21 protein-coding genes are annotated in these 24,866 nt (G+C 69.2%); 6 read left to right on the forward strand and 15 right to left on the reverse strand.

The window, feature by feature from the left end:
* Positions 1 to 24: 24 nt before the first annotated feature.
* From JI742_RS01650 to rpmH, 6 genes are all read right to left on the reverse strand, one after another.
* A complete protein-coding gene (locus JI742_RS01650) occupies positions 25 to 831 on the reverse strand; it encodes a UPF0149 family protein (protein ID WP_201823383.1) in 807 nt (268 codons plus the stop codon).
* A 28-nt stretch (positions 832 to 859) separates the two neighbouring features.
* Positions 860 to 2,269 (reverse strand): tRNA uridine-5-carboxymethylaminomethyl(34) synthesis GTPase MnmE, encoded by a 1,410-nt coding sequence (gene mnmE, locus JI742_RS01655; protein WP_201823384.1) that lies wholly within the window; start codon positions 2,267 to 2,269, stop codon positions 860 to 862.
* Between the two features lie 77 nt (positions 2,270 to 2,346).
* A complete protein-coding gene (yidC, locus tag JI742_RS01660; protein WP_201823385.1) occupies positions 2,347 to 4,014 on the reverse strand; it encodes a membrane protein insertase YidC in 1,668 nt (555 codons plus the stop codon).
* Positions 4,011 to 4,322, reverse strand: coding sequence for a membrane protein insertion efficiency factor YidD (yidD, locus tag JI742_RS01665; protein WP_201823386.1), 312 nt, complete (start codon positions 4,320 to 4,322; stop codon positions 4,011 to 4,013). The genes yidC and yidD overlap by 4 nt, the downstream gene beginning before the upstream one ends.
* Complete coding sequence (gene rnpA, locus JI742_RS01670) at positions 4,319 to 4,831, reverse strand: ribonuclease P protein component (RefSeq protein WP_350309616.1); 513 nt, start codon at positions 4,829 to 4,831, stop codon at positions 4,319 to 4,321. Before rnpA ends, yidD begins: the two co-directional genes overlap by 4 nt.
* Entirely contained in the window at positions 4,800 to 4,934 is a 135-nt protein-coding gene (rpmH, locus tag JI742_RS01675; protein ID WP_182665448.1) for a 50S ribosomal protein L34, read from the reverse strand. The genes rnpA and rpmH overlap by 32 nt, the downstream gene beginning before the upstream one ends.
* A 375-nt stretch (positions 4,935 to 5,309) precedes the next feature.
* Between rpmH and dnaA the strand changes: the two genes are divergently transcribed.
* From dnaA to gyrB, 3 genes are all read left to right on the forward strand, one after another.
* Entirely contained in the window at positions 5,310 to 6,707 is a 1,398-nt protein-coding gene (gene dnaA / locus JI742_RS01680) for a chromosomal replication initiator protein DnaA (protein ID WP_201823391.1), read from the forward strand.
* 295 nt (positions 6,708 to 7,002) lie between these two features.
* A complete protein-coding gene (gene dnaN, locus JI742_RS01685) occupies positions 7,003 to 8,109 on the forward strand; it encodes a DNA polymerase III subunit beta (RefSeq protein WP_201826278.1) in 1,107 nt (368 codons plus the stop codon).
* A gap of 112 nt (positions 8,110 to 8,221) precedes the next feature.
* Positions 8,222 to 10,762 (forward strand): DNA topoisomerase (ATP-hydrolyzing) subunit B, encoded by a 2,541-nt coding sequence (gene gyrB, locus JI742_RS01690; RefSeq protein ID WP_201823395.1) that lies wholly within the window; start codon positions 8,222 to 8,224, stop codon positions 10,760 to 10,762.
* 646 nt (positions 10,763 to 11,408) lie between these two features.
* Here gyrB and JI742_RS01695 read toward each other — a convergent pair.
* On the reverse strand, positions 11,409 to 12,425 hold the full coding sequence (locus JI742_RS01695; protein WP_201823398.1) for an IS110 family RNA-guided transposase: 1,017 nt from the start codon (positions 12,423 to 12,425) through the stop codon (positions 11,409 to 11,411).
* Between the two features lie 122 nt (positions 12,426 to 12,547).
* Here JI742_RS01695 and JI742_RS01700 point away from each other — a divergent pair, with 122 nt between their 5' ends.
* On the forward strand, positions 12,548 to 13,042 hold the full coding sequence (locus JI742_RS01700; RefSeq protein ID WP_201823401.1) for a hypothetical protein: 495 nt from the start codon (positions 12,548 to 12,550) through the stop codon (positions 13,040 to 13,042).
* A 70-nt stretch (positions 13,043 to 13,112) separates the two neighbouring features.
* A complete protein-coding gene (locus JI742_RS01705) occupies positions 13,113 to 13,808 on the forward strand; it encodes a hypothetical protein (protein WP_201823405.1) in 696 nt (231 codons plus the stop codon).
* 589 nt (positions 13,809 to 14,397) lie between these two features.
* On the opposite strand, the gene JI742_RS01710 is transcribed toward JI742_RS01705, so the two are convergent.
* Positions 14,398 to 15,342: a HipA domain-containing protein gene (locus JI742_RS01710; protein ID WP_236676737.1), complete on the reverse strand. Its 945-nt coding sequence runs from the start codon at positions 15,340 to 15,342 to the stop codon at positions 14,398 to 14,400.
* On the opposite strand from JI742_RS01710, the gene JI742_RS01715 reads away from it, so the two are divergent.
* Positions 15,335 to 16,464, forward strand: a protein-coding gene (locus JI742_RS01715) for an IS3 family transposase (protein WP_201823411.1) whose coding sequence is annotated in 2 segments (ribosomal slippage) — positions 15,335 to 15,596 and positions 15,596 to 16,464 — 1,131 coding nt in all. Because the reading frame shifts where the segments join, the coding sequence is not laid out codon by codon here. The two genes, JI742_RS01710 and JI742_RS01715, sit on opposite strands and share 8 nt — an antisense overlap.
* A gap of 55 nt (positions 16,465 to 16,519) precedes the next feature.
* Here JI742_RS01715 and JI742_RS01720 read toward each other — a convergent pair.
* Genes JI742_RS01720 through JI742_RS01750 form a run of 7 tightly spaced genes read right to left on the reverse strand, consistent with a single transcriptional unit; the run spans position 16,520 to position 24,752 of the window.
* Positions 16,520 to 17,023, reverse strand: coding sequence for an ArsR family transcriptional regulator (locus JI742_RS01720; RefSeq protein ID WP_201823414.1), 504 nt, complete (start codon positions 17,021 to 17,023; stop codon positions 16,520 to 16,522).
* Between the two features lie 41 nt (positions 17,024 to 17,064).
* Entirely contained in the window at positions 17,065 to 19,131 is a 2,067-nt protein-coding gene (locus tag JI742_RS01725; RefSeq protein ID WP_201823417.1) for a hypothetical protein, read from the reverse strand.
* A gap of 9 nt (positions 19,132 to 19,140) precedes the next feature.
* Entirely contained in the window at positions 19,141 to 19,278 is a 138-nt protein-coding gene (locus JI742_RS01730) for a hypothetical protein (protein ID WP_201823420.1), read from the reverse strand.
* Positions 19,275 to 20,411 (reverse strand): MBOAT family O-acyltransferase, encoded by a 1,137-nt coding sequence (locus tag JI742_RS01735; protein WP_201823423.1) that lies wholly within the window; start codon positions 20,409 to 20,411, stop codon positions 19,275 to 19,277. Before JI742_RS01735 ends, JI742_RS01730 begins: the two co-directional genes overlap by 4 nt.
* Entirely contained in the window at positions 20,408 to 21,376 is a 969-nt protein-coding gene (locus JI742_RS01740; protein WP_201823425.1) for a hypothetical protein, read from the reverse strand. The genes JI742_RS01735 and JI742_RS01740 overlap by 4 nt, the downstream gene beginning before the upstream one ends.
* Positions 21,373 to 23,226, reverse strand: a complete 1,854-nt coding sequence (locus JI742_RS01745; RefSeq protein WP_201823426.1) for an AMP-binding protein — start codon at positions 23,224 to 23,226, stop codon at positions 21,373 to 21,375. The genes JI742_RS01740 and JI742_RS01745 overlap by 4 nt, the downstream gene beginning before the upstream one ends.
* Positions 23,223 to 24,752 (reverse strand): class I adenylate-forming enzyme family protein, encoded by a 1,530-nt coding sequence (locus JI742_RS01750; RefSeq protein ID WP_201823427.1) that lies wholly within the window; start codon positions 24,750 to 24,752, stop codon positions 23,223 to 23,225. Before JI742_RS01750 ends, JI742_RS01745 begins: the two co-directional genes overlap by 4 nt.
* Positions 24,753 to 24,866: the final 114 nt, after the last annotated feature.

A 24,866-nucleotide genomic window follows, 5' to 3' on the forward strand; every position in this document is an offset into this window, starting at 1 on the left:
GCCCTCAGCCGGCGGCGGCCGGGCTCAACGGCCGTGGCACTGCTTGAACTTGCGGCCGCTGCCGCAGGGGCAGGGGTCGTTGCGGCCCACCTTGGGCTCGCTGCGGCGCACGGTGTCGACCTTCAAGCGCTCGCCGCGCGCGATGTCGGCGATCGCCACCACGTTCTCGATCAGGTCCTCGATGGCCGCATCCAGGCTCTTCAGCGGATGCTCGGCATCCAGCGCCTTCACCACCTCCAGCAGATCGCCCTCGGGCTCGGGCAGGTGGCGGTGGATGCAGTCCAGCAGGTCCGGCAAATCCTCATGGCCCAACTCCTCCAGCATCGGGAAGTGGTTGAGCGCATGCTCGAAGCCCACGGCCCAGGGCGCCAGCGCCGGGCCGATGGCGGCGGCGCCCTTCAGCGGCTTGCCGTCCTCGCCCTCGGGCTCCATCACCAGGGGGTCGAAGAAGGCGTCCTCGCGCAGCTGGCGCTCCAGCGCGTCGTGGTGGCGCAGGATCAGCGCGACCAGGCGCTCGTGCTTGGCCGCATGCCAGCCGGGCGCGTCGGGGCCCAGCGGCTCCTGGCTGCTCGGGTCGGGCGGGGCGCCGTCCTCGCCAGGCTCGCCGAAGCGCCAGTCGAAGACCGGCGGCAGCCAGGCCTCGGGCGGCAGCAGCACCGGCTGGGCCAGCACGCCGCAGAGGTAGCCGTCGAGCATGACGACATCCAGCGCCTCGCGCGGCGCAGGGATGGCGGCCAGCAGGTCATCCAGCTCGCGGATCTCGGCGTCGTCGAGCGGGGTTTCGGGGCGCGGATCCGGCGCGGCGGGCGGGGGGGTCTTGGGGGCGGACATCGGGGCATTGTCGGCCAGCCGACCGGCATCACTTGCCGATGCAGAAGCGGCCGAAGATTTCGCCGAGCAGCTCGTCAGCCGTGGTGTGGCCGGTGATCGCGCCGAGCGCGTCGTGGGCGGCGCGCAGTTCCTCGGCCAGCAGTTCCAGCGGCGCCCCGGGCGCGTCGAGCAGCGCGCGGGCGGCGGCCAGGTGCCCGGCGGTGGCGGCCAGGGCATCGAGGTGGCGCGCGCGGGCGATGAAGCTGCCCTCCCCGGCCGGCTGGGCGCCGGCGGCCTGCAGCAGGCGCTGGCGCAGGGCCTCCAGGCCGGCGCCGCTGCGGGTCGACAGGCTGAGTGCGCCCTCGGGCGGCGGCGTGTCGAGCAGGTCGGCCTTGTTCCAGACCGCCAGCACCGTGTGGGCGCCGGCTTCGGCCAAGCCGGCGGCGATGCGCGCATCGGCGGCGTCGTACTCGGGCTGGCCGCGGCGGCCCAGGTCGCGCAGGAAGATCACCGCATCGGCTTCGGCGATGGCCGCCCAACTGCGGGCGATGCCCAGGCGCTCGACCTCGTCAGCCGTGTCCTCGTCGCGGCGCAGGCCGGCGGTGTCGGTGATGTGCAGGGGCAGGCCGCCGATTTGCAGCGATTCGGAGATGCTGTCGCGCGTGGTGCCGGGAATCGGCGTGACGATGGCCCGCTCGGCCCCGGCCAGCGCATTCAGCAGCGAGCTCTTGCCGACGTTCGGCTGGCCGGCCAGCACCACGCGCAGGCCGTCGCGCAGCAGCACGCCCTGCCGGGCGCGGGCGCGCAGCGCGGCCAGCGCCTCCTCCAGCGCGGCCAGGCGCGGGCGGGCGCGGGCTTGTTCGAGAAAGTCGAGGTCCTCTTCGGGGAAGTCGAGCGTGGCCTCGACCAGGGCGCGCAGCTCGATCAGGCGCTCGCGCAGCGCAGCGATGCCCTGCGAGAAGGCGCCGGCCAGCGCACGGCTGGCACTGCGGGCTGCGGCCTCGGTGCTGGCGTCGATCAGGTCGGCCACGGCCTCGGCCTGGGTCAGGTCCAGCTTGCCGTTCAGCCAGGCCCGGCGGGTGAACTCGCCCGGGTCGGCCAGGCGCAGCCGGGGCAGTGCCGCTGGGCCCTCGGCGGGGGCGGCGGTCTCCAGGCAGCGTGCCAGCAGCAGGTCCAGCAGCACCGGGCCACCATGGGCCTGAAGCTCCAGCACATGCTCGCCCGTGGCGCTGTGCGGGGCCGGGAAATGCAGGGCCAGGCCCTGGTCGAGCAACTGCCCCGCCGCATCGCGGAAGGGCAGGTAATGCGCATGGCGCGGCTGCAGGGCCTGGCCGAACAGGGCGTGGATCAAGCCCTCCAGCGGCTGCGGCGAGGAGATGCGCACGATGCCGATGGCCCCGCGCCCAGGCGCGGTGGCCAGGGCCAGGATGGGGTCGTCCAGGGTGGCCAGGGGGTTCATGCGCGGATTCTGCGGGGCCGGAAACAGCGACGCCCCGGGGCCGGGGCCGCGGGGCGTCGCTGCGCTTCCGTGCAGGCTCAGTTCACGCCGAGCTTGCGGTTGATGACCCACTGCTGCGCGATCGACAGCAGGTTGTTGGTGATCCAGTAGAGCACCAGGCCCGCCGGGAAGAAGAAGAACATCACCGAGAAGATCATCGGCATGATCCACATCATCTTGGCCTGCATGGGATCCGGCGGGGTCGGGTTCAGCCAGGTCTGCAGCAGGGTGGAGGCGGTCATCACCACCGGCAGGATGTAGTACGGGTCCTTGATCGACAGGTCGCTGATCCAGCCGATCCAGGGCGCGCCGCGCATCTCGACGCTGGACAGCAGCACCCAGTAGAGCGCGATGAAGACGGGGATCTGGACCAGGATGGGCAGGCAGCCGCCGAGCGGGTTGACCTTCTCCTCCCGGTAGAGCTTCATCATCTCCTGCTGCATTTCCTGCGGCTTGTCCTTCAGGCGCTCGCGCATCGCCATCACCCGCGGGCTGACGGCCTTCATCTTGGCCATCGAGCGGTAGGCGCTGGCATTGAGCCAGTAGAAGGCGGCCTTGAGCAGCACGACCAGCGCGACGATGGCCCAGCCCCAGTTGCCGATCAGGCCATGCAGCTTGTCGAGCAGCCAGAACAGCGGCTTGGCCAGGATGGTGACCCAGCCGTAGTCCTTGACCAGCTCCAGGCCGGGGGCCAGGGCGGCGAGCTTGTTCTCTTCCTGCGGGCCGACGAAGAGCTGGCTGTCGAAGCGCAGGCTGGCGCCCGGGGCCAGCTCGCCCAGCGGGAAGATCTGGCCCAGGGCGTAGAGGTTGGTGTCGACCTTCTTGGTATAGAACTCGCGCGGCTTGCTGTCGGCATGCAGCCAGGCGCTGGCGAAGTAGTGCTGGACCATCGCGATCCAGCCGTCGCTCGAGGTCTTGGGGTGCTCGGCCTGGCCCTTCTCGATGTCCTCGAAGTCGATCTTCCGGAACTTGTCCAGCTCGGTGTAGAGGGCCGGGCCGGTGAAGGTCTGGTAGAAGCTCGACTCGCCGGGGGGCGGGTTGCCGTCGCGAACGAGCTGCTGGTAAAGCTGCGGACGCAGGGCCTCGCTGCCCTCGTTCTGAAGCTCGTGGCGCACGGCGATGACAAAACTGCCGCGGCTGAAGCGCAGGATCTTGCGCAGCTTCAGGCCCTGGCTGCCCTGGGCGGTGAAGACCAGCTCCAGCGCGTCGGCTCCCGGAGCGAGCGTGGTGGGGCCCGGCTCAAGCTGGAAGGTGCTGAGGTGGGTGGGCAGGTCGGGTTCACCGACCAGGCCGGTCTGCGCCAGGTAGACACGCTCGGCCGAGCGGTCGAGCAGCACCGCGTTCTGGCCCGGCTTCTGGGCATCGTGGTAGCCCAGCAGCTCGACCCGCACGATGTCGGCCCCGCGGTGATCGACCGTGACCTTCAGGGCGTCGGTGGTGACGGTGACCGTCGGCGTCGTGCTGGCGGCGGTCGAGGCGGCCGGCGGGGTGGCGCCTGCCTCCACGCCCAGCGCGCTGGGCGTGGGCAGGGCGGCGGCAGCGGCCGAGCTGCCCGTCGGCGGCGCAGCCGAAGCGGCCGCTTGCTGCGTCGGCGTCGGCATGCCGAAGAGGGTGGGCTGGCCGGTGTGGCGATTCCACGCGTCCCACAGCAGGACCAGCGACATCAGGAAGACCACCCAGAGGATGGTGCGGCGCATATCGGTCATGGCGTGATTTCAGACGATGAAGATGACGAGGGCGGGTCGCTGTGTGGGCGCAGCAACCAGCCGGGCGCCAGGTGCTGGGGCACCGGATCGCAGCCCCCGGCGCAAGCCGGATGGCAGCGCAGCAGCCTGCGGGCCGTCAGCAAGCCGCCGCGGGCCGCGCCGTGCCGCTCGATCGCTTCCAGCCCGTAGACAGAGCAGGTGGGCGTGAAGCGGCAAGCGCTGCCGATCCAGGGGCTGAGCAGCAGGCGATAGGCCTGGAGCAGGCCGCGCAGGGCGCGGGCCGGCCAGGACAGCGAAGGGGAATTCATCGCTTGCGCCCCGCAGCCGCGTCGCCGAACAAGGCCTGGATCTCGGCACGGACGACGTCCCGCAGCGCCTGCGAAGCCGCGCTGGGAAAGCTTGTCCGCTCATAGCCCGTGCGCAGGCGCAGCACCCAGTCCCCCGGGGGGAGCTGGGCGGTGGCGGCGGCAAAGCAGACCTTGGCCTGGCGGCGGATGAGGTTACGCGTCACCGCCCGGCGGGCCTGCTTCTTCGGCAGGATCAGGCCGATGCGGTGGGTGTCGTCCACAGCCCGCGGTCGCTGCGCGCCGGGGGCTGTTGACAAGTCGGTGGACGACACGACCGGCGCCGGGGCTTGGTGGTGGAGCACGAAATGCGCACTCCGCGCACGGGGACGCGTGGCAAGCACAGCCTGGAAGGCCGGCGCCCCGCTCAGGCTGGCATGGCGTGACCGCAGGTCGGGAGACCCCGGATCACCGGACGACACGGCCCTGCGTGCCGCCAGATCAGACGGCCAGGCGCTTGCGGCCCTTGGCACGACGGGCCTTGATGACCTGCCGACCGCCGCGGGTCTTCATGCGGACGAGGAAGCCGTGGGTGCGGGCACGACGGGTCTTGGAAGGCTGGTAGGTACGCTTCATGATGATCCTCGGGCGCCGGCAGGTCGCAAACCCGGGCGCATCGTTCGACAGGGAACAGAGAAAAAGACAGGTCGCAGGGCACGCTGGGCCAAAGCCGGCGTGTCGCAGCGACGGTTTGCCGGCCCGATCGGCCGGATCCTCCGCAAGGCGAAAGCCCGAGGCCGGGCCGCCGCATCACGCGGAAAACCCGCAATTACAACACAGCCCGCATGCGCAGCAGCGCAAGGCATGCGCGCGCTGCGTGAGAAGGACGACTTCCCGGCCGCCTGTCAAGCCACAACTTGCACTCCACAGGCTGTGGATAAGTCCTGCCGGGCGGGGCTTGGCAGGTCTAGAATCCGGCCGCTCCGAAGCCCCTTGTCCACAAGCGATCCGATGGGTGAAACCACCTCGCGCAACCCCCTGTGGCAGCTCGGCTGCGAGCGACTCGCGGCCGAACTGCCCGAGCAGCAATTCAACACCTGGATCCGCCCGCTGCCGCCGGCGGAACTGAGCGAGGACGCCGAAGGCGGCCTCGTCCTCACCCTGAAGGTGCCCAACCGCTTCAAGATGGACTGGATCCGCAGCCAGTACGGCGCGCGCATCGAGGCCCTGATGGCCGAGCTGAGCGGCCAGAGCGTGCGGGTCGAGCTCCAGCTTGCCGCCCGCGAGCCGGCGCCTGCGCGCATCGGGGCCCCCCTGCCGGCCCAGGCCGGCCAGCCCGTCGGCGACAGCGCCCCCGCGCTGCGCCCCAGCGAGCCGCCAGCCCTGGCCACGCATCGCCTGAATGCCTCGCTGACCTTCGAGAACCTGGTCCCCGGCCGGGCCAACCAGATGGCGCGCACGGCCGCGCTGCACGTGGCCGGGGCGCCGGGAGTCATGTACAACCCGCTGTTCATCTACGGCGGCGTCGGCCTGGGCAAGACCCACCTGATCCATGCGGTGGGCAATGCGCTGCTGCGCGACAAGCCCGATGCCCGCATCCTCTACCTGCATGCCGAGCAGTTCATCTCGGATGTGGTCAAGAACTACCAGCGCAAGACCTTCGACGAGCTGAAGGCCAAGTACCACTCGCTGGACCTGCTGCTGATCGACGATGTGCAGTTCTTCGCCGGCAAGGAGCGCACCCAGGAGGAGTTCTTCAACGCCTTCGAAGCGCTGCTGGCCAAGCGCGCGCACATCATCATGACCAGCGACACCTACCCCAAGGGGCTGGCCGACATCGACGAGCGCCTGACCAGCCGCTTCGACGCCGGCCTGACGGTGGCCATCGAGCCACCGGAGCTGGAGATGCGGGTCGCCATCCTGCTGAAGAAGTCGGAATCCGAAGGCGCGCCCATGCCCGAGGACGTCGCCTTCTTCGTGGCCAAGAACGTGCGGGCGAATGTGCGCGAGCTCGAAGGCGCGCTGCGCAAGGTGCTGGCCTATGCGCGCTTCAGCCACAAGGACATCAACATCGGCCTGGCGCGCGAAGCGCTGAAGGACCTGCTGTCGATCCAGAACCGGCAGATCTCGGTCGAGAACATCCAGAAGACGGTGGCCGACTTCTACAAGATCAAGGTCGCCGACATGTACAGCAAGAAGCGCCCGGCCTCGATCGCCCGGCCGCGCCAGATCGCGATGTACCTGGCCAAGGAACTGACGCAGAAGAGCCTGCCCGAAATTGGCGAGCTCTTCGGCGGCCGCGACCACACCACCGTGCTGCATGCCGTGCGCAAGATCGGTGGCGAGCGGCAGAAGAACAGCGAACTCAACCAGCAGCTTCACGTGCTGGAGCAGACGCTCAAGGGCTGAATGCGGCGCGACGGCTGCCCGAGAGCCGGCACAAGCTCCTGCGCACCCGCCCCCGCACCCTTCTAGACCTGTTGAAAACCGGCGTCAAAGCACAAAGCTGTGGATCGTTTGCGGACAACTTCAGGCTTATCCACAGCTTCGGGCCGTCGCGCTGACTTGTTCATCCGCGCGGCACATCGGCGGCTGCCGGCATCCACAGACCTTCGCGAAGGCTAAACCCGCGCCGAAACGGGCGAAAATCGCCTTGTCCACAGGCAGAAGCCGCCTCTACGACTACGACCATCTTGAGGATTCCATGATTGTGTTGAAAGCACCGCAGGACAAGCTGCTCGCCACCTTGCAAACCGTGGCCGGCATCGTCGAAAGGCGACACACGCTGCCCGTGCTCGCCAACGTCCTGCTGCGCAAGCACAATGGCCAGATCGAACTGACCACGAGCGACCTTGAGATCCAGATCCGCACCCGGGCCAGCTTCGACGGCGATGCGGAAGACGCGTCGACCACCGTCGGCGCCAAGAAGCTGATCGACATCCTTCGCTCGCTGCCCAGCGACCAGACGGTCAGCCTCAAGGCCGAGCAGAACAAGCTGGTCCTCAGCGGCGGCAAGAGCCGCTTCAGCTTGCAGACCCTGCCGCCCGAGGACTTCCCCCTCGTCCAAGAGGCCGCCGACTTCGGCCCTGCCTTCGCGGTGCCGCAGAAGGTGCTGAAGGCCCTGATCGCGCAGGTGCACTTCGCGATGGCGGTTCATGACATCCGCTACTACCTCAACGGCATCCTCTTCGTCGCCGAAGGCCAGTCGCTGACCCTGGTGGCGACCGATGGTCACCGCCTGGCCCTGGCCCGCGCCACGCTGGAAACCGACTGTCCGAAGCAGGAAGTCATCCTGCCGCGCAAGACGGTGCTGGAGCTGCAACGCCTCCTCAAGGACGACGACAGCCCCATCGAAATGCGCTTTGCCGGCAACCAGGCGCGCTTCGACTTCAGCGGCCTGGAGTTCGTCACCAAGCTGGTCGAAGGCAAGTTCCCGGACTACCAGCGCGTGATCCCCAAGGGCCACCGCAACTTCATCACCCTGGGCCGTGCCACCCTGCTCTCGGCCCTGCAGCGCGCGGCCATCCTTACCAGCGAGAAGTTCAAGGGCGTGCGGCTCAACATCGAGCCCGGCCTGTTGCGCATTGCCTCCAGCAATGCCGAGCAGGAAGAAGCCAAGGAAGAGCTTGAGATCGACTATGGCGGCGACGCCATCGAGATCGGCTTCAACGTCAGCTACCTGATGGACGTGCTCGCCAACATGGACCAGGAGATGGTGACCCTGGCCCTGCAGGACGCGAACAGCTCGGTGCTGATCACCGTGCCCGGTGGCGAGGACTTCAAGTACGTCGTGATGCCCATGCGCATCTGAGCCCCGGAGGCCCGACCCCTGGCGGGCGGGCCTCGCGGCGTGAAGCGGGCCGGGTGCCCGCTTGTGTTTTTCTTGGGTGGCGCGTTTGCGTGTCGCCCGGCAGCGAATCCCCATGAGCGATCTTCCCGAACAAGCCCCCGCCCTTCCGCCCACCGCCGCGCCGCAGCCGCTGACTGGCGACGGCGCGAGCGCCGCCTACGGCTCGGATTCGATCCAGATCCTCGAAGGCCTGGAAGCCGTGCGCAAGCGGCCGGGCATGTACATCGGTGACACCTCCGACGGCACCGGCCTGCACCACCTCGTCTTCGAAGTGGTCGACAACTCCATCGACGAAGCGCTGGCCGGCCATTGCGACGACATCACCGTCACCATCCACAGCGACAACAGCATCAGCGTCATCGACAACGGCCGTGGCATCCCCACCGGCGTGAAGATGGACGACAAGCATGAGCCCAAGCGCAGTGCCGCCGAGATCGCGCTGACCGAGCTGCATGCCGGCGGCAAGTTCAACCAGAACAGCTACAAGGTCTCGGGTGGCCTGCACGGCGTGGGCGTGAGCTGCGTGAACGCGCTCAGCAAATGGCTGCGCCTGACCGTGCGCCGCGAGGGCAAGGTGCATCACCTGGAGTTCCGCCAGGGCGTGCCGCAGGACCGCGTGCTGGAGCAGCGCGAGGGTTTCGAGGTCAGCCCCATGCGCGTCATCGGCGACACCGACAAGCGCGGCACCGAAGTGCACTTCCTGCCTGACGAAACCATCTTCACGAATGTCGAGTTCCACTACGACATCCTGGCCAAACGCCTGCGCGAACTCAGCTTCCTGAACAACGGCGTCAAGATCCGCTTGGTCGACGAACGCCACAACAAGGAAGACAACTTCGCCTATGCCGGCGGCGTGAAGGGCTTCGTCGAGTTCATCAACCAGGGCAAGCGCACCCTGCATCCGAACATCTTCCATGCCGTGGGCGAGAAGCTCAGCGAGCAGGGCACCACCATCGGCGTCGAGGTTTCGATGCAGTGGAACGACGGCTACAACGAATCCGTCCTCTGCTTCACCAACAACATCCCCCAGCGCGACGGCGGCACCCACCTGACCGGCCTGCGCGCCGCGATGACCCGCGTCATCAACAAGTACATCGAAGACAACGAACTGGCCAAGAAGGCCAAGGTCGAGGTCGGTGGCGATGACATGCGCGAAGGCCTGGCCTGCGTCGTCAGCGTCAAGGTGCCCGAGCCCAAGTTCAGCAGCCAGACCAAAGACAAGCTGGTCAGCTCCGAGGTGCGTGCGCCGGTCGAGGACATCGTCGGCCGCCTGCTCAACGACTGGCTGCTTGAGAACCCGACCGACGCCAAGATCGTCTGCGGCAAGATCATCGACGCTGCCCGCGCCCGCGACGCCGCCCGCAAGGCCCGCGAGATGACGCGCCGCAAGGGTGTGCTCGACGGCCTGGGCCTGCCCGGCAAGCTGGCCGACTGCCAGGAGAAGGACCCGGCGCTCTGCGAGATCTACATCGTCGAGGGCGACTCCGCCGGCGGCTCGGCCAAGCAGGGCCGCGACCGGAAGTTCCAGGCCATCCTGCCCCTGCGCGGCAAGATCCTGAATGTCGAGAAAGCCCGCTACGAGAAGCTGCTGACCAGCAACGAAATCCTGACGCTCATCACGGCACTCGGCACCGGCATCGGCAAGGGCATGGGCGGGGACGATTTCAACCCCGACAAGCTGCGCTACCACCGCATCATCATCATGACCGACGCGGACGTGGACGGCGCCCACATCCGCACCCTGCTGCTCACCTTCCTGTTCCGGCAGATGCCCGAGCTGGTCGAGCGCGGTCACATCTACATCGCCCAGCCCCCGCTCTACAAGGTCAAGCACGGCAAGGCCGAGCAATACCTGAAGGACGGCCACGAGCTCGACAGCTACCTGATGAAGGTCGCGCTCGAAGGCGCTGTCGTCGAGCCCGGCGAAGGCCGCCCGGCCCTCAGCGGCCCCGTGCTGGAAGAGCTGGCCCGCCAGTACGTGCTGGCCACCAACGTCATCGAGCGCCTGTCCAACTGGATGGATGTCGAGGCCCTGCGCGCCCTGGCCGAAGGCCTGGTGCTGAACCTGGACACGCCCGAAGCAGCAGCCGCCAGCGCCACCGCCCTGGCCGCTGCCCTGCACGACGCGCAAGTCAGCGCCGAAGTCGATGCCCGCACCGACAAGCCCTACCTGCGCATCAGCCGCCGCCACCACGGCAATGTGAAGAGCAGCCTCATCACCGCCGATTTCGTCCACGGCGCCGACTACGAAGCGCTCAGCCAGGCCGGCCTCACCTTCAAGGGCCTGCTCAGCGGCGAAGCCGTCGTCAAGCGCGGCGAAGGCGAAAAGCAGAAGAGCGCCAAGGCCGCCGACTTCCGCGCCGCCATGGCCTGGCTGATGCAGCAAGCCGAGAACGGCGTCGCCCGCCAGCGCTACAAGGGCCTGGGCGAAATGAACCCCTCGCAGCTTTGGGAAACCACCATGGACCCGAGCGTGCGCCGCCTGCTGCGCGTGCAGATCGAAGACGCGATCGAAGCCGATCGCGTCTTCACCATGCTCATGGGCGATGAGGTGGAGCCGCGGCGGGAGTTCATCGAGAGCAATGCCTTGAGGGCGGCGAATATCGACGTGTGAGACAGGCCCTGCAAGATGCAGGCGGGGTGAAGCAAAACGCCGCGGCTTCTGTCGCGGCGTTTTGCTTTGGGGGGGGTGATCGTCGGAAGGCGCATGCATCCGGGCCCGAGGGTGTGCCGCTGCCGTGTTGCCGTTGGGCCGCCTAACGCGCCGTTGCAAGCCCTCGCAAGAAGGGGTTGTGTGGTCCCTATGCCTTGGAAGCAGGTCACGGTAGGCTCAAGGCATCTTGAACATTCGGCGTCATGTGGCGAGTGCTGCTGTGATGCCTAAAGTACTACAAGGGCTTCCCCACGAATAGCAACAAGAAAACCAGCCGATCTTGTTGGCGCAGCCAACGAGGTCGGAACTCGGGGTCTTGAATCGCCGCCAGCGTTTGGGGTTTGATCGTTGTCTGCAGAGCAAGTGCGGACTGGGGTTACTACAAACGGTCATTGCGGCAGCTTCAAAGTGCTGCGGACCCTGATGTGAAGACGCGCGCGGGGGTTCTCAATCGTTAGTCGGAGCCGGTTTTCCGCTCCCTTGAATTAACCAGAACCACCCCGCACAGGTCCAACCTTTGCTCATCAACGACAGGCCGGTCATGCGGCGGAAGAAATCGGTGTTGTGGTCTCCGGTTGAGCAGGTTGATCGGTGGGCAGCGTGCCGCTCAAGCCGGCAGCTTGAAGTCCTCGCCCTTGGCCAGCACCGCCCAGGCCAGGCGCGCGTTCTTGGCCGCCATGGCCACCACCGCTTTCCAGTAGCCGCGCCGCTCCTGCAGGCTCACGGCCCAGCGGCTGATCGGGTCGGCCTTGTTCTTGGCCGCGGCCAGCACCGCCCTGGCACCCAGCACCAAGAGGCTGCGCAGGTAGGCGTCTCCTGCTTTGTTGATGCGCCCCAGCCGCGTCTTGCCGCCCGAGCTGTACTGGCCCGGCACCAGGCCCAGCCAGGCGGCGAACTGGCGTCCACACTGGAAGTCGTGGCCATGACCGATGGCCGCCATCAGCGCCGTGGCCGTGGTCTCTCCGATGCCCGACAGGCGCATCAGGCGCCGGGCGGCTTCGCTCTGGCGGGCCAGTTGGCTCAGGTGCCGGTCGTACTCCCGGATGCGCTCGTCGAGCCTGCCGACCTCGCTCAAGCAATCGCCCACGGCGAGGTTGGCCCAGCCGGGCAAGTCCTCCAGGTGCAAGAGCGCCTCGCGCCGCACCGTGGTGGCTTTGAGCGGCAGCACGATGCCGAACTCGCTGAGCAGGCCGCGGATGCGGTTGATGAGGGCGGTGCGCTGCTCGACAAAGCCTTGGCGCACGCGGTGCAGGCACAGCTGACCTTGCTGCTCCAGGCTCTTGGCGGGCACGAAGCGCATGCTGGGGCGCTGGGCGGCTTCGCAGATGGCGGCAGCGTCGGCTGCATCATTTTTGCCGCGCTTACCCGAGAGCCGGTAAGGGATGACGAACTTGGGGGCGATGAGCTTGACGGTGTGGCCGAGCTGCTGGAACTGGCGCGCCCAGTGATGCGCACCCGAGCAGGCTTCCATGGCGACCAGGCAAGGCGGCAGCGCGGCGAGAGCCTCCAGAAGCTTGGCCCGCGGCACCGCCGGGCGCACCAGCGCGGGCTTGCCCGCCTCATCCACCCCGTGCAGGGCAAACACGTTCTTCGCCAAGTCGATGCCGACGCACACAATGGTCATGGACTTCCCCTTTCGAGTGAGTTGATGAGATTCGCAACCCCATCGTGGCACTTTGATGCCGGTCGCCGCTACACGCGGCTAGCTCGGGACGGGGAAGTCCCTTTCATTCGTTAGGCATCTCAATGAACCCTCTTGCAGTCATTAAGGCTAAGCGTCAGCACCTTGCTCGGATGGCGAATCAAAGCGGTGCATTGGGAGAACTGAGCGCATTGGCCGATATGGAACATTGGGTCCCTCGGCCACGAGGTGTTGGCCTAAAGGTCTTGTTGTCCGCTTTGTCAGAGACAGGTGTGGTTATCAAGGGTTCAAGCTTTGATGCCATTGCTTTTCCAACGTCTGAGCAAATTGACTTCACTAATCACGTTGCAGTCCGTACTGCTCTACCAAGAATGACATTCATCGAAATCAAAACCGCTAATCAAGAGAGGGTTCGTCCTGGTTTTACAGGTTTCTTTTTTGCACTCACCGAAGGCGAGATTGCCGCCTCCGATGCATTGAAGGAAAGGCACCGCGTTGCTCTATACAATAATGTGTCGGGAGAGCTACTTCTCACGTCTGTGCCAGAGATTTTGGCGCGGACGAAATCAATGAACTGGCAACTATCAGTTCAACTGTAAAGGTCCATTGCGACGGCGCCCACCACGCAAGGCGCCTGTCGCCCTGCAAGCTCACTGCAAGAGGGACTGTATGAGAAAGATCGCACCCAAAAACATCCGGGATGACTTCAAGACCCAACTGTTCGATCTGAAAAACTTCTACTTAGCAGGTGTGGCGGGCCTTCCTAGTGACAGTGATCAATCGACTTTGACAGAACACAGCCTTCTCGCCGCTGCAGTCGCATGGGAAGGGTTCATCAGTGATCTGTTTGTTGCGTATATCAATGTTGATGCCGCTCGCTTCAAGGTGCATCTTGAAGACTCCTTCAACGAGCACATCAAGACTCAAGAGAAGTCGAACCGCGTCTTTCAGAAGTTCGGCAGACTCGCACTTCCACTTCACCTGAGCAAGGCAGACGTACAGTCCCTAGCCAACGCCTCAGGCAACAACATCACCTTTCCAAACTTCGCTGAGCTGAAAAAGCGGGCTGCAATCTGGCTTGTCGAGGCACATGCCGATAGATTCCGCAGCCTGTCGGCGTCTCAAACGGCTCTCATCGACGCGGTCATTGCTCTCCGAAACCATGTGGCGCACCGGAGCCAACGCTCGCTAGATGCCATGAGCGATGCGCTCGCGGTAGGGGCACTTCACACAACTGGCATCAAGCGGAAAGACAACAAGTTTCACAACGTAGGTGCTTGGCTCAAGGCCACGCCTGTCGGGCGCACCGAATCCAGGCTTCTGATGATCATTTCAAACCTAGAGTTGATTGGCGCATCGTGCTAAATGCCAGTCTGTAGTTCGCGCGCTGATGCCTAACCAGTCGCTGGAGCCGACCCGCACCGGCGTGACACTTGGCCCGCATCCTGGAGTTGTACATCATCCATCCGGCGGGCCATGCACCATACCGGCGCTCGCGCCTCAGCTCAAACGCAAGGGCATCCCTGAAAGTCAACACGAAAGCATTCCCTGATGAATCGCGCAGCGATTCAGCTTGAATCTGAGCCAGTCACCACCAGCGACTCAGCAACATCGACAGGAACAAGGTGCGGACTGCAAAACGACAACCGGCCTCTGCTGCAGCATCGAGTGCTGAGGACCCTGATGAAAGACGCGCGCAGGGTGATGCCGGCTGGCTTGGATGAGCACCAACGCTGCGCAGGCATCTGGAAGCCATCCCACTCCTGAACGATGTCCTCATCGGCGGCCAGCGTGTCCGGCCATGGCTCCTGCGGATCATCGGTGCTGTGCAAGCGCACGCGGGTTCTGATCGCCGACGGGCTGCGCTACGGGTGCAAGGCCGCCTGGGTTGTCCTCAGGATAGATGCCTAAGCTCACCGGCGCTGTACCAACAGAACGGCCTGGGACCAACGCCTCAACCCATCCTCCCCACCCTCCCCTCCACCTCCCGCCACACCCCCTCCAAACCTTCCACACACCGTCCAAACCCCTGCGTGAACCCCGCCTCCCCCCGCAAGCGCCCCAGGTAATCCGCGCTCAATGCCAGCGCCTGTCGCCATGTGGCGGCAGGCACGATGCCTCGAAGATGAACGGGCGGTGGGGTGTCGGGCAGGTTGCCGCTGGCGCGGGGGGCGAAGGCCATGGGCAGCATGTCGTAGGCGGGGGCCAGGGTGTAGGGGCGGCCGCTGTCGCTTAGGAAGGACAGGTTGCCGGCATGCATGTCGGTGTTGCCGATGAGGGTGCCGAAGGCATGTAGCAGGGTGGCGCCGGCGTGGGCTTCCGGGGTGATGACGGCTTCTTTGCCGTTTGCCGCGGGCGTGGCCAGGCGCTGGGTCAGCTCGGGCCAGGCGGCGCCGGCGCCGCCGACGAATTCGGCTTCCACGGCGGCCAGTGAGAGCAGACCCCGGCGGCCCAGCGCGCCGACCCGGTCGAAGCGCTGGGTTTCCAGGAAGCGCTGGCCGGCGTGGTCGATCACGCGGCTCGCTGCGGCCGGCACACCTGCTGCGCTAAGGGTTTGCAGGGCATGGTGTTCGGCCAGCAGCAGGTCGCGCCAGCGGGCGGTGACGGGGTTGTCCTCGGGCAGGGTGAACTTGACGAGCACATGCCGCGGGCCGTCCGGGGTTTCGACATGGGCGCTGAACTTGGGCTGTTCGCCCCCGGCCGAGGAGCTGGGCGCCCCGCCCTGCAAGGCCTCGGCGGCAAGTTGCGCGTAGCGTTGTGCCAGCTCGGCGGCCGGCAGGGCCTGCGGGGCCGCGGCGTTGAGGAAGGCGTCCCGCGCGACATCGTGACCTGCAACCCGCCATCCGTACCAAGGCAATAGAGAAGAATCCGCGCAACCGACAGGAAGCGCGATGCGCAAGAGCAGATTCACAGACGAGCAAGTCATCGGGTTCATCAAGCAGGCCGACGCGGGCATGAGCGTGGCGGACCTGTGCCGCCGAGAGGGGTTCAGCTCGGCAACCTTTTACAAGTGGCGAGCCAAGTTCGGCGGCATGGAGCCCAGCGACGCCAAGCGGCTGCGCGAGCTGGAAGCCGAGAACAACCGACTCAAGAGGCTGCTGGCCGAGGCGGTACTGGACAACGAGGCGCTGAAGGTGGCCTTCGGCGTAAAGCGCTGAGCCCACCGGCGAAGCGACGCGCGGTGGGCACGATGTTGGAAGCGACCTTGATCAGTGAGCGGCGCGCTTGCGCCTTGGTGGGCCTGTCGCGCGATAGCTGGCGGCATCCGCCCCAGCGTGCGCAGCACGACCAAGTCACGAGCCAGCGCATCGTCGAGCTGGCGCACGAGCGGCGGCGTTTTGGCTACCGGCGCATCGCCGACTTGCTGCGCGCCACAGGCACCAAGATCAACGACAAGCGCGTGTACCGGCTCTACAAGCTGGCCGACCTGTCGGTGCGCAAGCGCCGGAGCAAGCAGCGCCTGAAGCTCGAACGCGTGCCGCTGCACGAGTGCCAGACGATCAACGAGGTGTGGAGCATGGACTTCGTCAGCGACAGCCTGGCCAGAGGGCGGCGCATCAAGTGCCTGACCGTCACCGATGACTTCAGCCACGAGTGCGTGGACATCGCCGTGGACCACGGCATCGGCGGCGAGTACGTCGCGCGGGTGCTGGACCAGGTTGCGCGGTTCCGGGGCTACCCGCAGGCCGTGAGGACCGACCAGGGGCCGGAGTTCACCAGCCGCGCCTTCATGGCCTGGGCGCAGGCCAAGGGCGTGCGCCATATCCTCAACCAGCCGGGCAAGCCCACACAGAACGCCTACATCGAGAGCTTCAACGGCAAGTTCCGCGACGAGTGCCTGAACGAGCACTGGTTCCAGAGCTTGAAGCAGGCGCGCGTCGAGATCGCGCGCTGGCGGACCGACTACAACGAGGTGCGACCGCACAGCAGTTGCGGACGGATGCCGCCAGCGACGTTCGCGGCGCAGCATCGCCAGACAACCGGCGGCGCCGTGCCGGCGCCGCAGAAAACCCAGGAGTAATCTCCTTCAACCAAGCGGATTCCTCACAAAGCCTGGTACGGGTGCTGGGGGCAGGTCAATCGCCCAGCAGCAGGTTGCCGACCGCATCGTGTCCGTGGACGAGCAGGGCGCGCAGGGCCTGGGTGTCGCTCCACTCGGCCAGGTTGGGCGGCAGGCCCAGGGCCTGGGCGTGGCGGGCGGCGTAGGCGCGGCCGACGAAGCCCTGTGGCCGCATGTCCAGCAGCCACCAGGGCAGGCCTTCGCTGTGCAGCGTCTTGCCATCGTCTTCCTGCATCAGGAAGCCCTCGGACGCGACCGGGCCGAGCAGGCCGAGGCGGGCGACCTGCCCTTCGGCCGTCACGCGGTAGACGGGGATCGGCGGCAGGCCGCGGGCGCTGTCGCGCAGCAGGTAATGAATGGATCGCGCCGCGCCAAGGCGCAGCACCTCGTCACCCAGTGCCGCCAGGGCGCGCGACAGCGTGGGCTGGCTGATCCCAAGCTTTTCAACAAGTTGCTGCGGTGTGGCCGGCCCGCGGGCCAGCAGGCGGCGCAGGGCCTCGGCGCGATCGGTGGTCTTCATGAATCAATCAGTGAATGGATTCATGAATGGATTAGAACCGTTCAGGCCGGGGTCTGCTCCCCGGCATTGACGCGGGCCACCTCGTCCCAGCCCAGCGCCTCGGCCTGCCACCGCCCCCAGCGCAGCAGCCAGCCCGGCACGCGCGCATCGGCCGGGCCGTCCCGGCCGATCACCCAGGGCTGGAGCAGCAGGCTGCCGCTCAGCCAGTGATGCAGGGGGGCGTGCAGGCCGGCGGCGGGCAGGTGCACGGGGGTGTCCAGCTTGAGGGAGATGGCCGGGGCTGCGGTTTCGCTGGCGTCGGCCAGCACCTGGGCCAGCAGGCCGGTGGGGTCGCCGTCGGCCCCCAGGGCTTGCCAGGGGGCGGGTGAATCATCCGGGCCGGGATCGGCGGGCAGGCGCTGCACGGCGGGGGGGCCGGGCTCCGCGGTCCAGTGCAGCGGGCAGCCGGCCAGGGCGGCGGCCAGGGCGAGCAGGTCCAGCAGGGGGTGATCGCCGCGCAGCCGCAGCGTCGCGGGCGCGAGGCCGCCGGGGGGCTGGCGCAGGGCCTGCTGCAGGGCCTGGATCAAGTGCCGGGCTTCGGCGCCGCTGAGGCCCTCGCCATCGTCCAGGCGCAGCACGGTGCGCGTCGGCTCGGCGGCCCAGCGGTCCAGCCATTGGGTCACGCGCGCGTGCAGGGCCTGGGGGTCGGCATCGGGCGGGTTCAGGGTGTCGGCCTGCAGGGCATGCACGTTCTGCACGTGCAGGGCGCAGCGGTCGACCGGCGCGGCATGCAGCAGCTCATGGCGGTTCAAGCGGGCCAGGCGCTGGTGGCTGCGCGGCGCGGCGGCTTCGTCGACGCAGGCGCGCAGGGCCGCGCCGTCCAGGCCCGCAGCACACAGGGCGAGCAGGGCCCAGTCCCCGCCGTCCAGCCTCAGGCCCTGAGCCGGCAGCCGCGCCTGGTAGACGGGATGCTGGCGCAGCAGGCCCGCCACCGTGCCACCCAGCGCGGCCGGGTGCACCCGCGCCTCGCCGGCCGAGGCCGAGCAGCGCATCAGGGGATTGAGTACCTGGCGCCAGCCGGGGGCCCAGGCGGGGAAGGCAGGGCCGGGCCCGCCCGGCGTTGGGGTGTCGCCCGGCGCCTCGGCGGCTGCATCGCCTGGCCCATCGGCTGGCGCGTGTTCGCTCAGGCGGTCGTCCGCATGCGCGGGCAGCAGCAGCAGCAGGCCGTTGTAGTCGGGGGTATTGGCGCCATCGGCAAGGCGGGTCAGCCGGGGCGTGTCGAAGACTTCGGATTCGCCCAGCACCCAGCCGCGCCGCGGGGGTTCGGCAGCCTCGACGCCGTCCAGCCAGGCCCGCCAGTCGCGACCATGCTCTTGCTGGCAGCCGCGCTCGAAGAAGGGCTCGGGCTCGCTGTTGCGCAGGTGCAGGTGGGTGTGCAGCACGGCGCCCTCGGCATGGGCCACGCGCAGGCTCTCGCCGGCCAGCGGCTGCCAGCCGTGGCGGTGCAGCACGTCGTGGCTGTAGACCAGGGAGAAGGCGGCATCGGCAAAGGGCAGGGGCTGGCGCGGGTCGGAAAAGACCACGTCCAGATTGCCGCGCCGCTGCCCCGGCCCCATCAGGTGGTGCCAGCCCTTGTAGCCCAGCACGCTGTGCGCGCCCTCCCACATCGCCACCACCGGCGTTTCGGGGAAGCAGCCGGCCAGCCACTGCGCGCTCCAGCCGGTGCGGCACCACAGGTCGAGGATGGCGCCGCCTTGGGCCGGCACGCGCGGCCGCAGCCAGGGCAGGAGCGGCTCGATCACCCGCATCGCCTCGTTGAAGGGCTGGAAGGCGGCATAGACCTCGCACGCGCCGCGCTGGCGACGCGCGCGCAGCGCGTCGGCCAGGGCCTCGGCGGGGCCGAACAGGCGCTCGCCCAGGGCGGCCAGGGCCTCGGGGCGGGCCTGGCCGGCATGCAGCAGGGGCTCGGTGAAGAGCACGAAGCCGTCGACGATGGGCGTGACGATGGCGCAGGCCGGGCACTGCAAGTGCCCGAGGTGCACCCGCTCGGCATCGGCCGACCAGGCACGCAGCCGCAGGCCGCGGCGGCAGGCGGGGCAGACGAGGCGGGGCAGCAGGTCGTGGCGCATGGCGGGGCCTCAGTGCAGATAAGCCAGGGTGGCGGACGGGCTGCTCCAGAAGTGCAGCACCGCCAGCAGCATCAGGGCATAGACCAGCACGCAGGCCCAGCCGCCGCGGCGGGCGCCCAGGCGGCGCCGAAGCCAGTCGTGGATCATGGCAAGGCACTCCCCAGGCGCAGCAGCGCCTGCTCGACGGCGGTGGTGATGGGAAAGCTCAGCAGCACCACATGCAGGGTCAGCAGCGTGGACAGGCCGTCCAACGGTCGCCGTGCCCAGGCCGGCGGCTGGGGCAGGCGCGGCGCCAGGGCCTGCCAGCGCCGCAGCAGGGCCAGGGCCAGGCCGTGGTACAGGCCCCAGAGCAGGTAGTGCATCGACAGCGCATGCCAAAGCCCCAGCACCACCATCGACGCCACCACCGCCAGGCCCGGCTGGCGGCGCCAGGCCAGCACCGGCGCGAAGACATGGTCGCGGCACCAGGCGGCCAGCGAGACGTGCCAGCGCTGCCAGAAATCCGCCAGGTTGCGGGCGCGGTAGGGATGGTTGAAGTTCTCGATCAGGCGCCAGCCCAGCATGGCGCTGCTGCCCAGGGCCACGTCGCTGCAACCGCTGAACACCACATAGAGCGGCAGCCACATCAGCAGGGCCGACACGTAGACACCCAGCAGGCCGGGTTGCGCGGCGGTCTCGGCCAGGGCCGGCGCCAGCTTGGCGGCCAGCAGCCCGCCGCCGATCACGACGATCTTGAAGACGCCGACCAGCACCCGCTCCAGGCCTTGCGAGCACTGGGCCGCGTCCCAGCGGCGGCGGCGGCTGTCGCGCAGGAAATCGTCGAAGCGGTGGATCGGGCCGACCGCCAGCGCGCCGGGCAGGAACTGGTAGGCCAGCAGCTCGTCCAGGGTGTGCGGCCGCAGGCTGCCCTTGTAGGACGCGACCAGGTAGTGGATCAGCCGCAGGCTGTAGAAGGCCGCGCCCAGGGGCAGCAGCACCGTCTCGCCCTGACCGGCCAGGGCCTGCACCGGCCCGGTCGCCAGGGCCATGACATAGGCCAGCGCGACCGCAGCCACCGCCACACCCAGCACCCAGCCGCGCTGCGGCCCGCGCTGCACCAGGGCCCGGCTGCCCAGGGTGCCGGCCAGCAGCCAGACCAGCGACAGCGGCGACACGCTGGCCAGCAGCCCGGCGCCGCAGGCAGCCACGCCGCCCAGTTGCCAGCGCGCCGGCAGCCGCCAGCCCAGCAGCACGGCCAGGCCGGACCAGCCCAGCACGAGCAGCAGCAGGTCCGTGCTCATGCCCCCGGCCCCGCAAGCGCCTGCGCCGCCGCACCGGCCGGCAGGCTCGCCGCCCTAGCTTGCAGCCAGCGCGCCAGGGCCTCGCGCAGCCAGGCGCTGTAGCGGGCCTGGCCGGATGCGCGCAGGTGCGCGGCATCGAAGAACTCGGCGTCCTCAAAGCGCAGCGGCGCCGACCAGTGCCGCCAGCCGCGCCCGGCGTCTGCCCGGGCCAGGGCCTCGACTTCATGCCGGGCGAGCGGTCCGGCCATCAGGGCCTGGGCAAAGGGCGCGCGCGGCAGGCTCAGCAGGGCGATCTCGGTGCCTGCGGCGTGCAGGCAGTCCAGGCTGTGCTGCCAGCTTTGCAGGGCTTCGGGCGCGGCGGGCTGCCAGCCGCGCAGGGCCTCGGCCTGGCGGGCTTGCAGCTCGGCAGGGCTCAGGCGCTGGGGCGGCCCGATGCGGCCTTCGGGCTGCCAGCCGTCCCGCGTGCGGCCCAGGTTGTCGGCCAGCAGGTAGGGATGGCGGCGGCCCCAGAGCAGGCCCAGCCGCTCCAGGTTCTCGCGGTAGTGCTGGCGCAGCCGCTGGCCGGGGCTTTCGACCGGCTCGCGCTGCCAGATCAGCAGGTCGGCCTGCACCAGCAGCAAGGCCGGCGGCTGCCGGCACAGGGCGGCCAGGGCCGGGGCCAGGTCCGCCGGCTTGGCGCTGTTCCAGTTGATGCGGACGAAGTCCAGCGGCAGGCCCTGGCGCAGTTCGCCGTCGAAAGCCACGCCGAAGCGCAGCTTGGAATCGCCCAGGGCCACCACCCGCGGGCCATGGCGCGGCGGCTCGTCCAGCCGGGCCAGGTTCAGGTAGGGCCCGGCCAGGGCCGGCAGGCCGGGCCAGAGCCGGTCCAGCGTCAGCATCAGCAGGGCCAGGCCCAGCGCGCCGCCCAGGGCCACGGACCAGACCCAGGCCGGCGCGCCGCCCCCCGGCGCGTGGGCCGTGCTCATGCCTTGGCGCGCACCAGGTCCAGGGCCTTGTCGAGGCGGTCCAGGGCCATCACCTCGCGCGGCGAGAGCTGCAAGCCGAACTCGGCCTCCAGCGCGACGACCAGCTCGATGTGGGCCAGCGAATCCCAGCCCGGCACTTGGTCGGGCGGGGCTTGCAGGTCCAGGGCCTCGGGCCGCTGGTGGAAGCACAGGCCGGCGACACGCCGCAGCCGGCTTTCGAGATCGGCCTCGTGGGCCGCGGCCGGGCGGGCGGCGGGGCCGCGAGCCTCGGTCTCGGCCAGCAGTTGGCGGGCTGCGTCGAGCATCACCTTGCCCGAGCGGCCGCGCGGCAGCGCGTCCACGCAGACCAGGCGGCTCGGCAGCTTGCGCGGCTCCAGGTGCTGCTGGCAGTGGCGGAGCAGCGCCTCGCGGTCCACGCCCTCGGCCACCACCAGGGCGGCCACGGTCTCGCCCCAGGTCGCGTCGGGCAGGCCGAAGGTCACGGCCTCGCGCACGCCGGGGTGGCGTTGCAGCACCTCGGTCACTTCCTCGGGGTGGATGTTGTAGCCGCCGCGGATGACGATGTTCTTCTTGCGGCCGACGATCCAGTGGAAGCCGTCGGCATCGCGGCGCGCGATGTCGCCGGTGTGGAACCAGCCCTCGCGCATCACCTCGGCGGTTTGCGCCGGATCGCGGAAGTAGCCGCTCATCAGCAGGGCGCCGCGCATCAGCAGCTCACCGCTTTCGCCTTCGGCCACCGGCTGGCCCTCGGCATCGACGATGCGCAGCTCGCAATCCACCGGCCGGCCGATGCTGCCGGGCGGGCCGCTGTCGGCCGCCGGGCCGGCGAAGACGCCGCCCACCACCGTCTCGGTCAGGCCGTAGACATTGATCAGCGGCACCTTGAACTGCGCCTGCACGCCGGTCCACAGCTCGGCCTCAAGCTGCGCGCCGCAGGAGATCAGCAGCTTGAAGTCGCCGCCCTGGAAGGCATCGCGCTGCTCGCCGCCCAGCCGCAGCATCAGGGCCAGCATGGTCGGCACCGTCACCATGTGGGTGATGCGCAGTTGCCAGACGGTGTCGAGCAGCGCGGCCAGCCGCGTCACCTCGAAGGCCATCGGCCGGTGCAGGGTGGCGCGGGCGAAGAAGGCCATCACCGGGCCCTGGATCATGCCGTCGGCATGCGAAAGCATCAGGGTGTTCAGGATGCGGCTGGCCGGCGTGTAGCCATAGACCCGCTGCAGCGTGGCCAGGTGGGCGAACAGCGCGCGGTGCGAAACCGCCACCCCCTTGGGCTGGCTGGTCGTGCCGGAGGTGAAGAGGATGTAGGCCAGGCCCTCCGCCGGCAAGGCCGCGGGCGGCGCGGCGGGCGGCTGCGCGGCCAGCTCGGCCAGCAGGCCTTCGAGCTGCGGGCCGCGGCCCAGCAGGCGGCCCATCAAGCGGCCCTTGGGCGGCTCCACCCACGGCACCACGGCGGCTTGCGGCGCCGGCTGGCCGGCCGACCACCATGCGGCTTGCAGCGCCGGGTCCAGCACCAGCAGGGCCGGCTCGGCGGTGTCGACCAGGGCGCGGGCGCGCTCGGGGCCGGTGTCGGGGTCGAGGTGGATGGCCGTCACGCCATTGCAGACCAGGGCGATGAAGAGCATCGCCACCTCGACCTCGTCGCGCATCGAATACACCAGCCGGTCCCCCGGCTTCAGGCCGCGCGCGGCCAGCCAGCCGGCCACCTGGTCGATGCGCTGGCGCAGCTCGCCGAAGCTGACGCTGCGCGTCGGCGTCACCAGCCAGGCCTGGCGGGCGGTCTCGGGATCGGCCAGGGCCGCATAGACGGCATGCACCGGCGAGGCGGAGTCGGGGGCAGTGGGGTTCATGCGGTGAACATCGAAGGAAGCTGGGGCCGCAGCAACTTGCCGTGCGCGCCGCGCGGCAGGCTGGGGACGAAACGGATGCGCGAGGGCGCGCGGGCGGTGCCGAGCAGGCGGGCGACATGCGCGATCAGCGCCGCCTGCAGCGCGGTGCCTTCCGCCTCGTGGGCGGTCGCCGGGCGCAGCACCACCAGGGCCGCGATGCGCTCGATGCCCACGCCGGCGGGCAGGCCGCAGACGGCGGCTTCCAGCACGGCGGCATGGGTTTCCAGGGCCTGCTCGACCTCGGCCGGCGCGACCTTCTCGGTGCCCGCCGTCTTGATGAAATGCGCGAGACGCCCGACCAGATGCACCCGGCCCTGCGCATCGCGCCGGGCCAGGTCGCCGGTGGCCAGCCAGCCCTGGGCGTCGAAGGGCCCGGCCGGCCCCCGCCAGTAGCCCGCGCTGGGGTGGCGCTGGTGCACCTGAAGCTCGCCGACGGCCTCGACCGCGTCCTCGGGCAGGGTGGCGCCCGCGGCATCGACCAGGCGGATGCGGCAGCCCACCGGGCGGCCGAGGCTGCGGTCCTGCGGGTCCCAGCCGGCCAGGGCCTGGCTCAGGCACAGGCCCACCGTCTCGGTCAGGCCGTAGTAGTTCAGTACCGGCAGGCCTTCGGCGGCATGGAAGCGCTGCACCTCGACCGGGTCCAGATCGGCCCCGGTGCAATACAGCGCGCGCACGCCGGTCCAGGTGTCGGCCGGCAGGCGCTGGCGCCAGAGATTGGCCTGCCGCACCAGCAGCGGCGCGGCCACCACGCGCTGGGGCCGGCGCGCGTGGATCTGCCCGAGCAGCGCGAAGACATCGGCCCGCGTGGCCGGCGGCGAAACCAGCCACGCCATGCCGGCCAGCGGCGCGGCCAGCAGGCCGTTGCGCAAGCCGCTCATGGTGTGCGGCTCGGCCAGGTTGAGCAGGCGCTCGCCGGCCTGCCAGCCGAAGCTGCGCACCGCCAGCAGCGCGCTGCGCGCCAGCGCGGCCCGGCTCAGCGCGACCAGCTTGGGCCCGCCGGTCGAGCCGGAGGTGGGCAGCAGCGCGGCCACCGCCCGGCCCGGCCAGACGGGCTCCGCGGCCGGTGCCGCGGGGGCGGTTTCATGTCTTTCGTCCGGCAGGGCGCCCAGCCGCGGCAGGCGGGCCAGCGCCTCGGGCAGCTCGGCGGGGGGCAGGGGCTCGGAACCGGCGTCGATCAGCCAGTCCGCCCCGGCGGCCTCGGCCACCGCCGCCAGCCGGGCCACCGGCCAGGCCGGGTCGCTGGCCAGCCAGACCAGGCCCAGGCGCTGCGCGGCCCAGAAGCTCAGGAAAGCCGGCAGGCCCTGCGCCGCCCGCAGCAGCAGCACCTGCCCCGGCTGCACGCCCGCGGTTTGCCACTGCCAGGCCAGGCGGGCAAGGGCGGCCTCCAGCCGATCGACCGTCCAGGCCGGCTCGCGCTCGTCCTCCAGCAGGCAGAAGCGCTGCTGGCGCCGCACCCGGCGCCACAGGCGCTGAAGCGGATCAGGCACCGGGCTGACAGGATCGGTCGGCGCGGTGGCAGCCGCGCCATGCCTGGCAAGCGGAGCTTTGGATGCAGGAATAAGCGTCAAGGAAATGATGAAGGCAAACAAAACCCCGACCGA

This window comes from Piscinibacter lacus (assembly GCF_016735685.1).
Classification (GTDB): Bacteria; Pseudomonadota; Gammaproteobacteria; order Burkholderiales; family Burkholderiaceae_C; genus Aquariibacter; species Aquariibacter lacus.

Coding starts and splice junctions, on each gene's coding strand:
- JI742_RS01650 (WP_201823383.1), bottom strand. CDS start 831: ATGTCCGCCCCCAAGACCCCCCCGCCCGCCGCGCCGGATCCGCGCCCC.
- mnmE (WP_201823384.1), bottom strand. CDS start 2,269: ATGAACCCCCTGGCCACCCTGGACGACCCCATCCTGGCCCTGGCCACC.
- yidC (WP_201823385.1), bottom strand. CDS start 4,014: ATGACCGATATGCGCCGCACCATCCTCTGGGTGGTCTTCCTGATGTCG.
- yidD (WP_201823386.1), bottom strand. CDS start 4,322: ATGAATTCCCCTTCGCTGTCCTGGCCGGCCCGCGCCCTGCGCGGCCTG.
- rpmH (WP_182665448.1), bottom strand. CDS start 4,934: ATGAAGCGTACCTACCAGCCTTCCAAGACCCGTCGTGCCCGCACCCAC.
- dnaA (WP_201823391.1), top strand. CDS start 5,310: ATGGGTGAAACCACCTCGCGCAACCCCCTGTGGCAGCTCGGCTGCGAG.
- dnaN (WP_201826278.1), top strand. CDS start 7,003: ATGATTGTGTTGAAAGCACCGCAGGACAAGCTGCTCGCCACCTTGCAA.
- gyrB (WP_201823395.1), top strand. CDS start 8,222: ATGAGCGATCTTCCCGAACAAGCCCCCGCCCTTCCGCCCACCGCCGCG.
- JI742_RS01695 (WP_201823398.1), bottom strand. CDS start 12,425: ATGACCATTGTGTGCGTCGGCATCGACTTGGCGAAGAACGTGTTTGCC.
- JI742_RS01700 (WP_201823401.1), top strand. CDS start 12,548: ATGAACCCTCTTGCAGTCATTAAGGCTAAGCGTCAGCACCTTGCTCGG.
- JI742_RS01705 (WP_201823405.1), top strand. CDS start 13,113: ATGAGAAAGATCGCACCCAAAAACATCCGGGATGACTTCAAGACCCAA.
- JI742_RS01720 (WP_201823414.1), bottom strand. CDS start 17,023: ATGAAGACCACCGATCGCGCCGAGGCCCTGCGCCGCCTGCTGGCCCGC.
- JI742_RS01725 (WP_201823417.1), bottom strand. CDS start 19,131: ATGCGCCACGACCTGCTGCCCCGCCTCGTCTGCCCCGCCTGCCGCCGC.
- JI742_RS01730 (WP_201823420.1), bottom strand. CDS start 19,278: ATGATCCACGACTGGCTTCGGCGCCGCCTGGGCGCCCGCCGCGGCGGC.
- JI742_RS01735 (WP_201823423.1), bottom strand. CDS start 20,411: ATGAGCACGGACCTGCTGCTGCTCGTGCTGGGCTGGTCCGGCCTGGCC.
- JI742_RS01740 (WP_201823425.1), bottom strand. CDS start 21,376: ATGAGCACGGCCCACGCGCCGGGGGGCGGCGCGCCGGCCTGGGTCTGG.
- JI742_RS01745 (WP_201823426.1), bottom strand. CDS start 23,226: ATGAACCCCACTGCCCCCGACTCCGCCTCGCCGGTGCATGCCGTCTAT.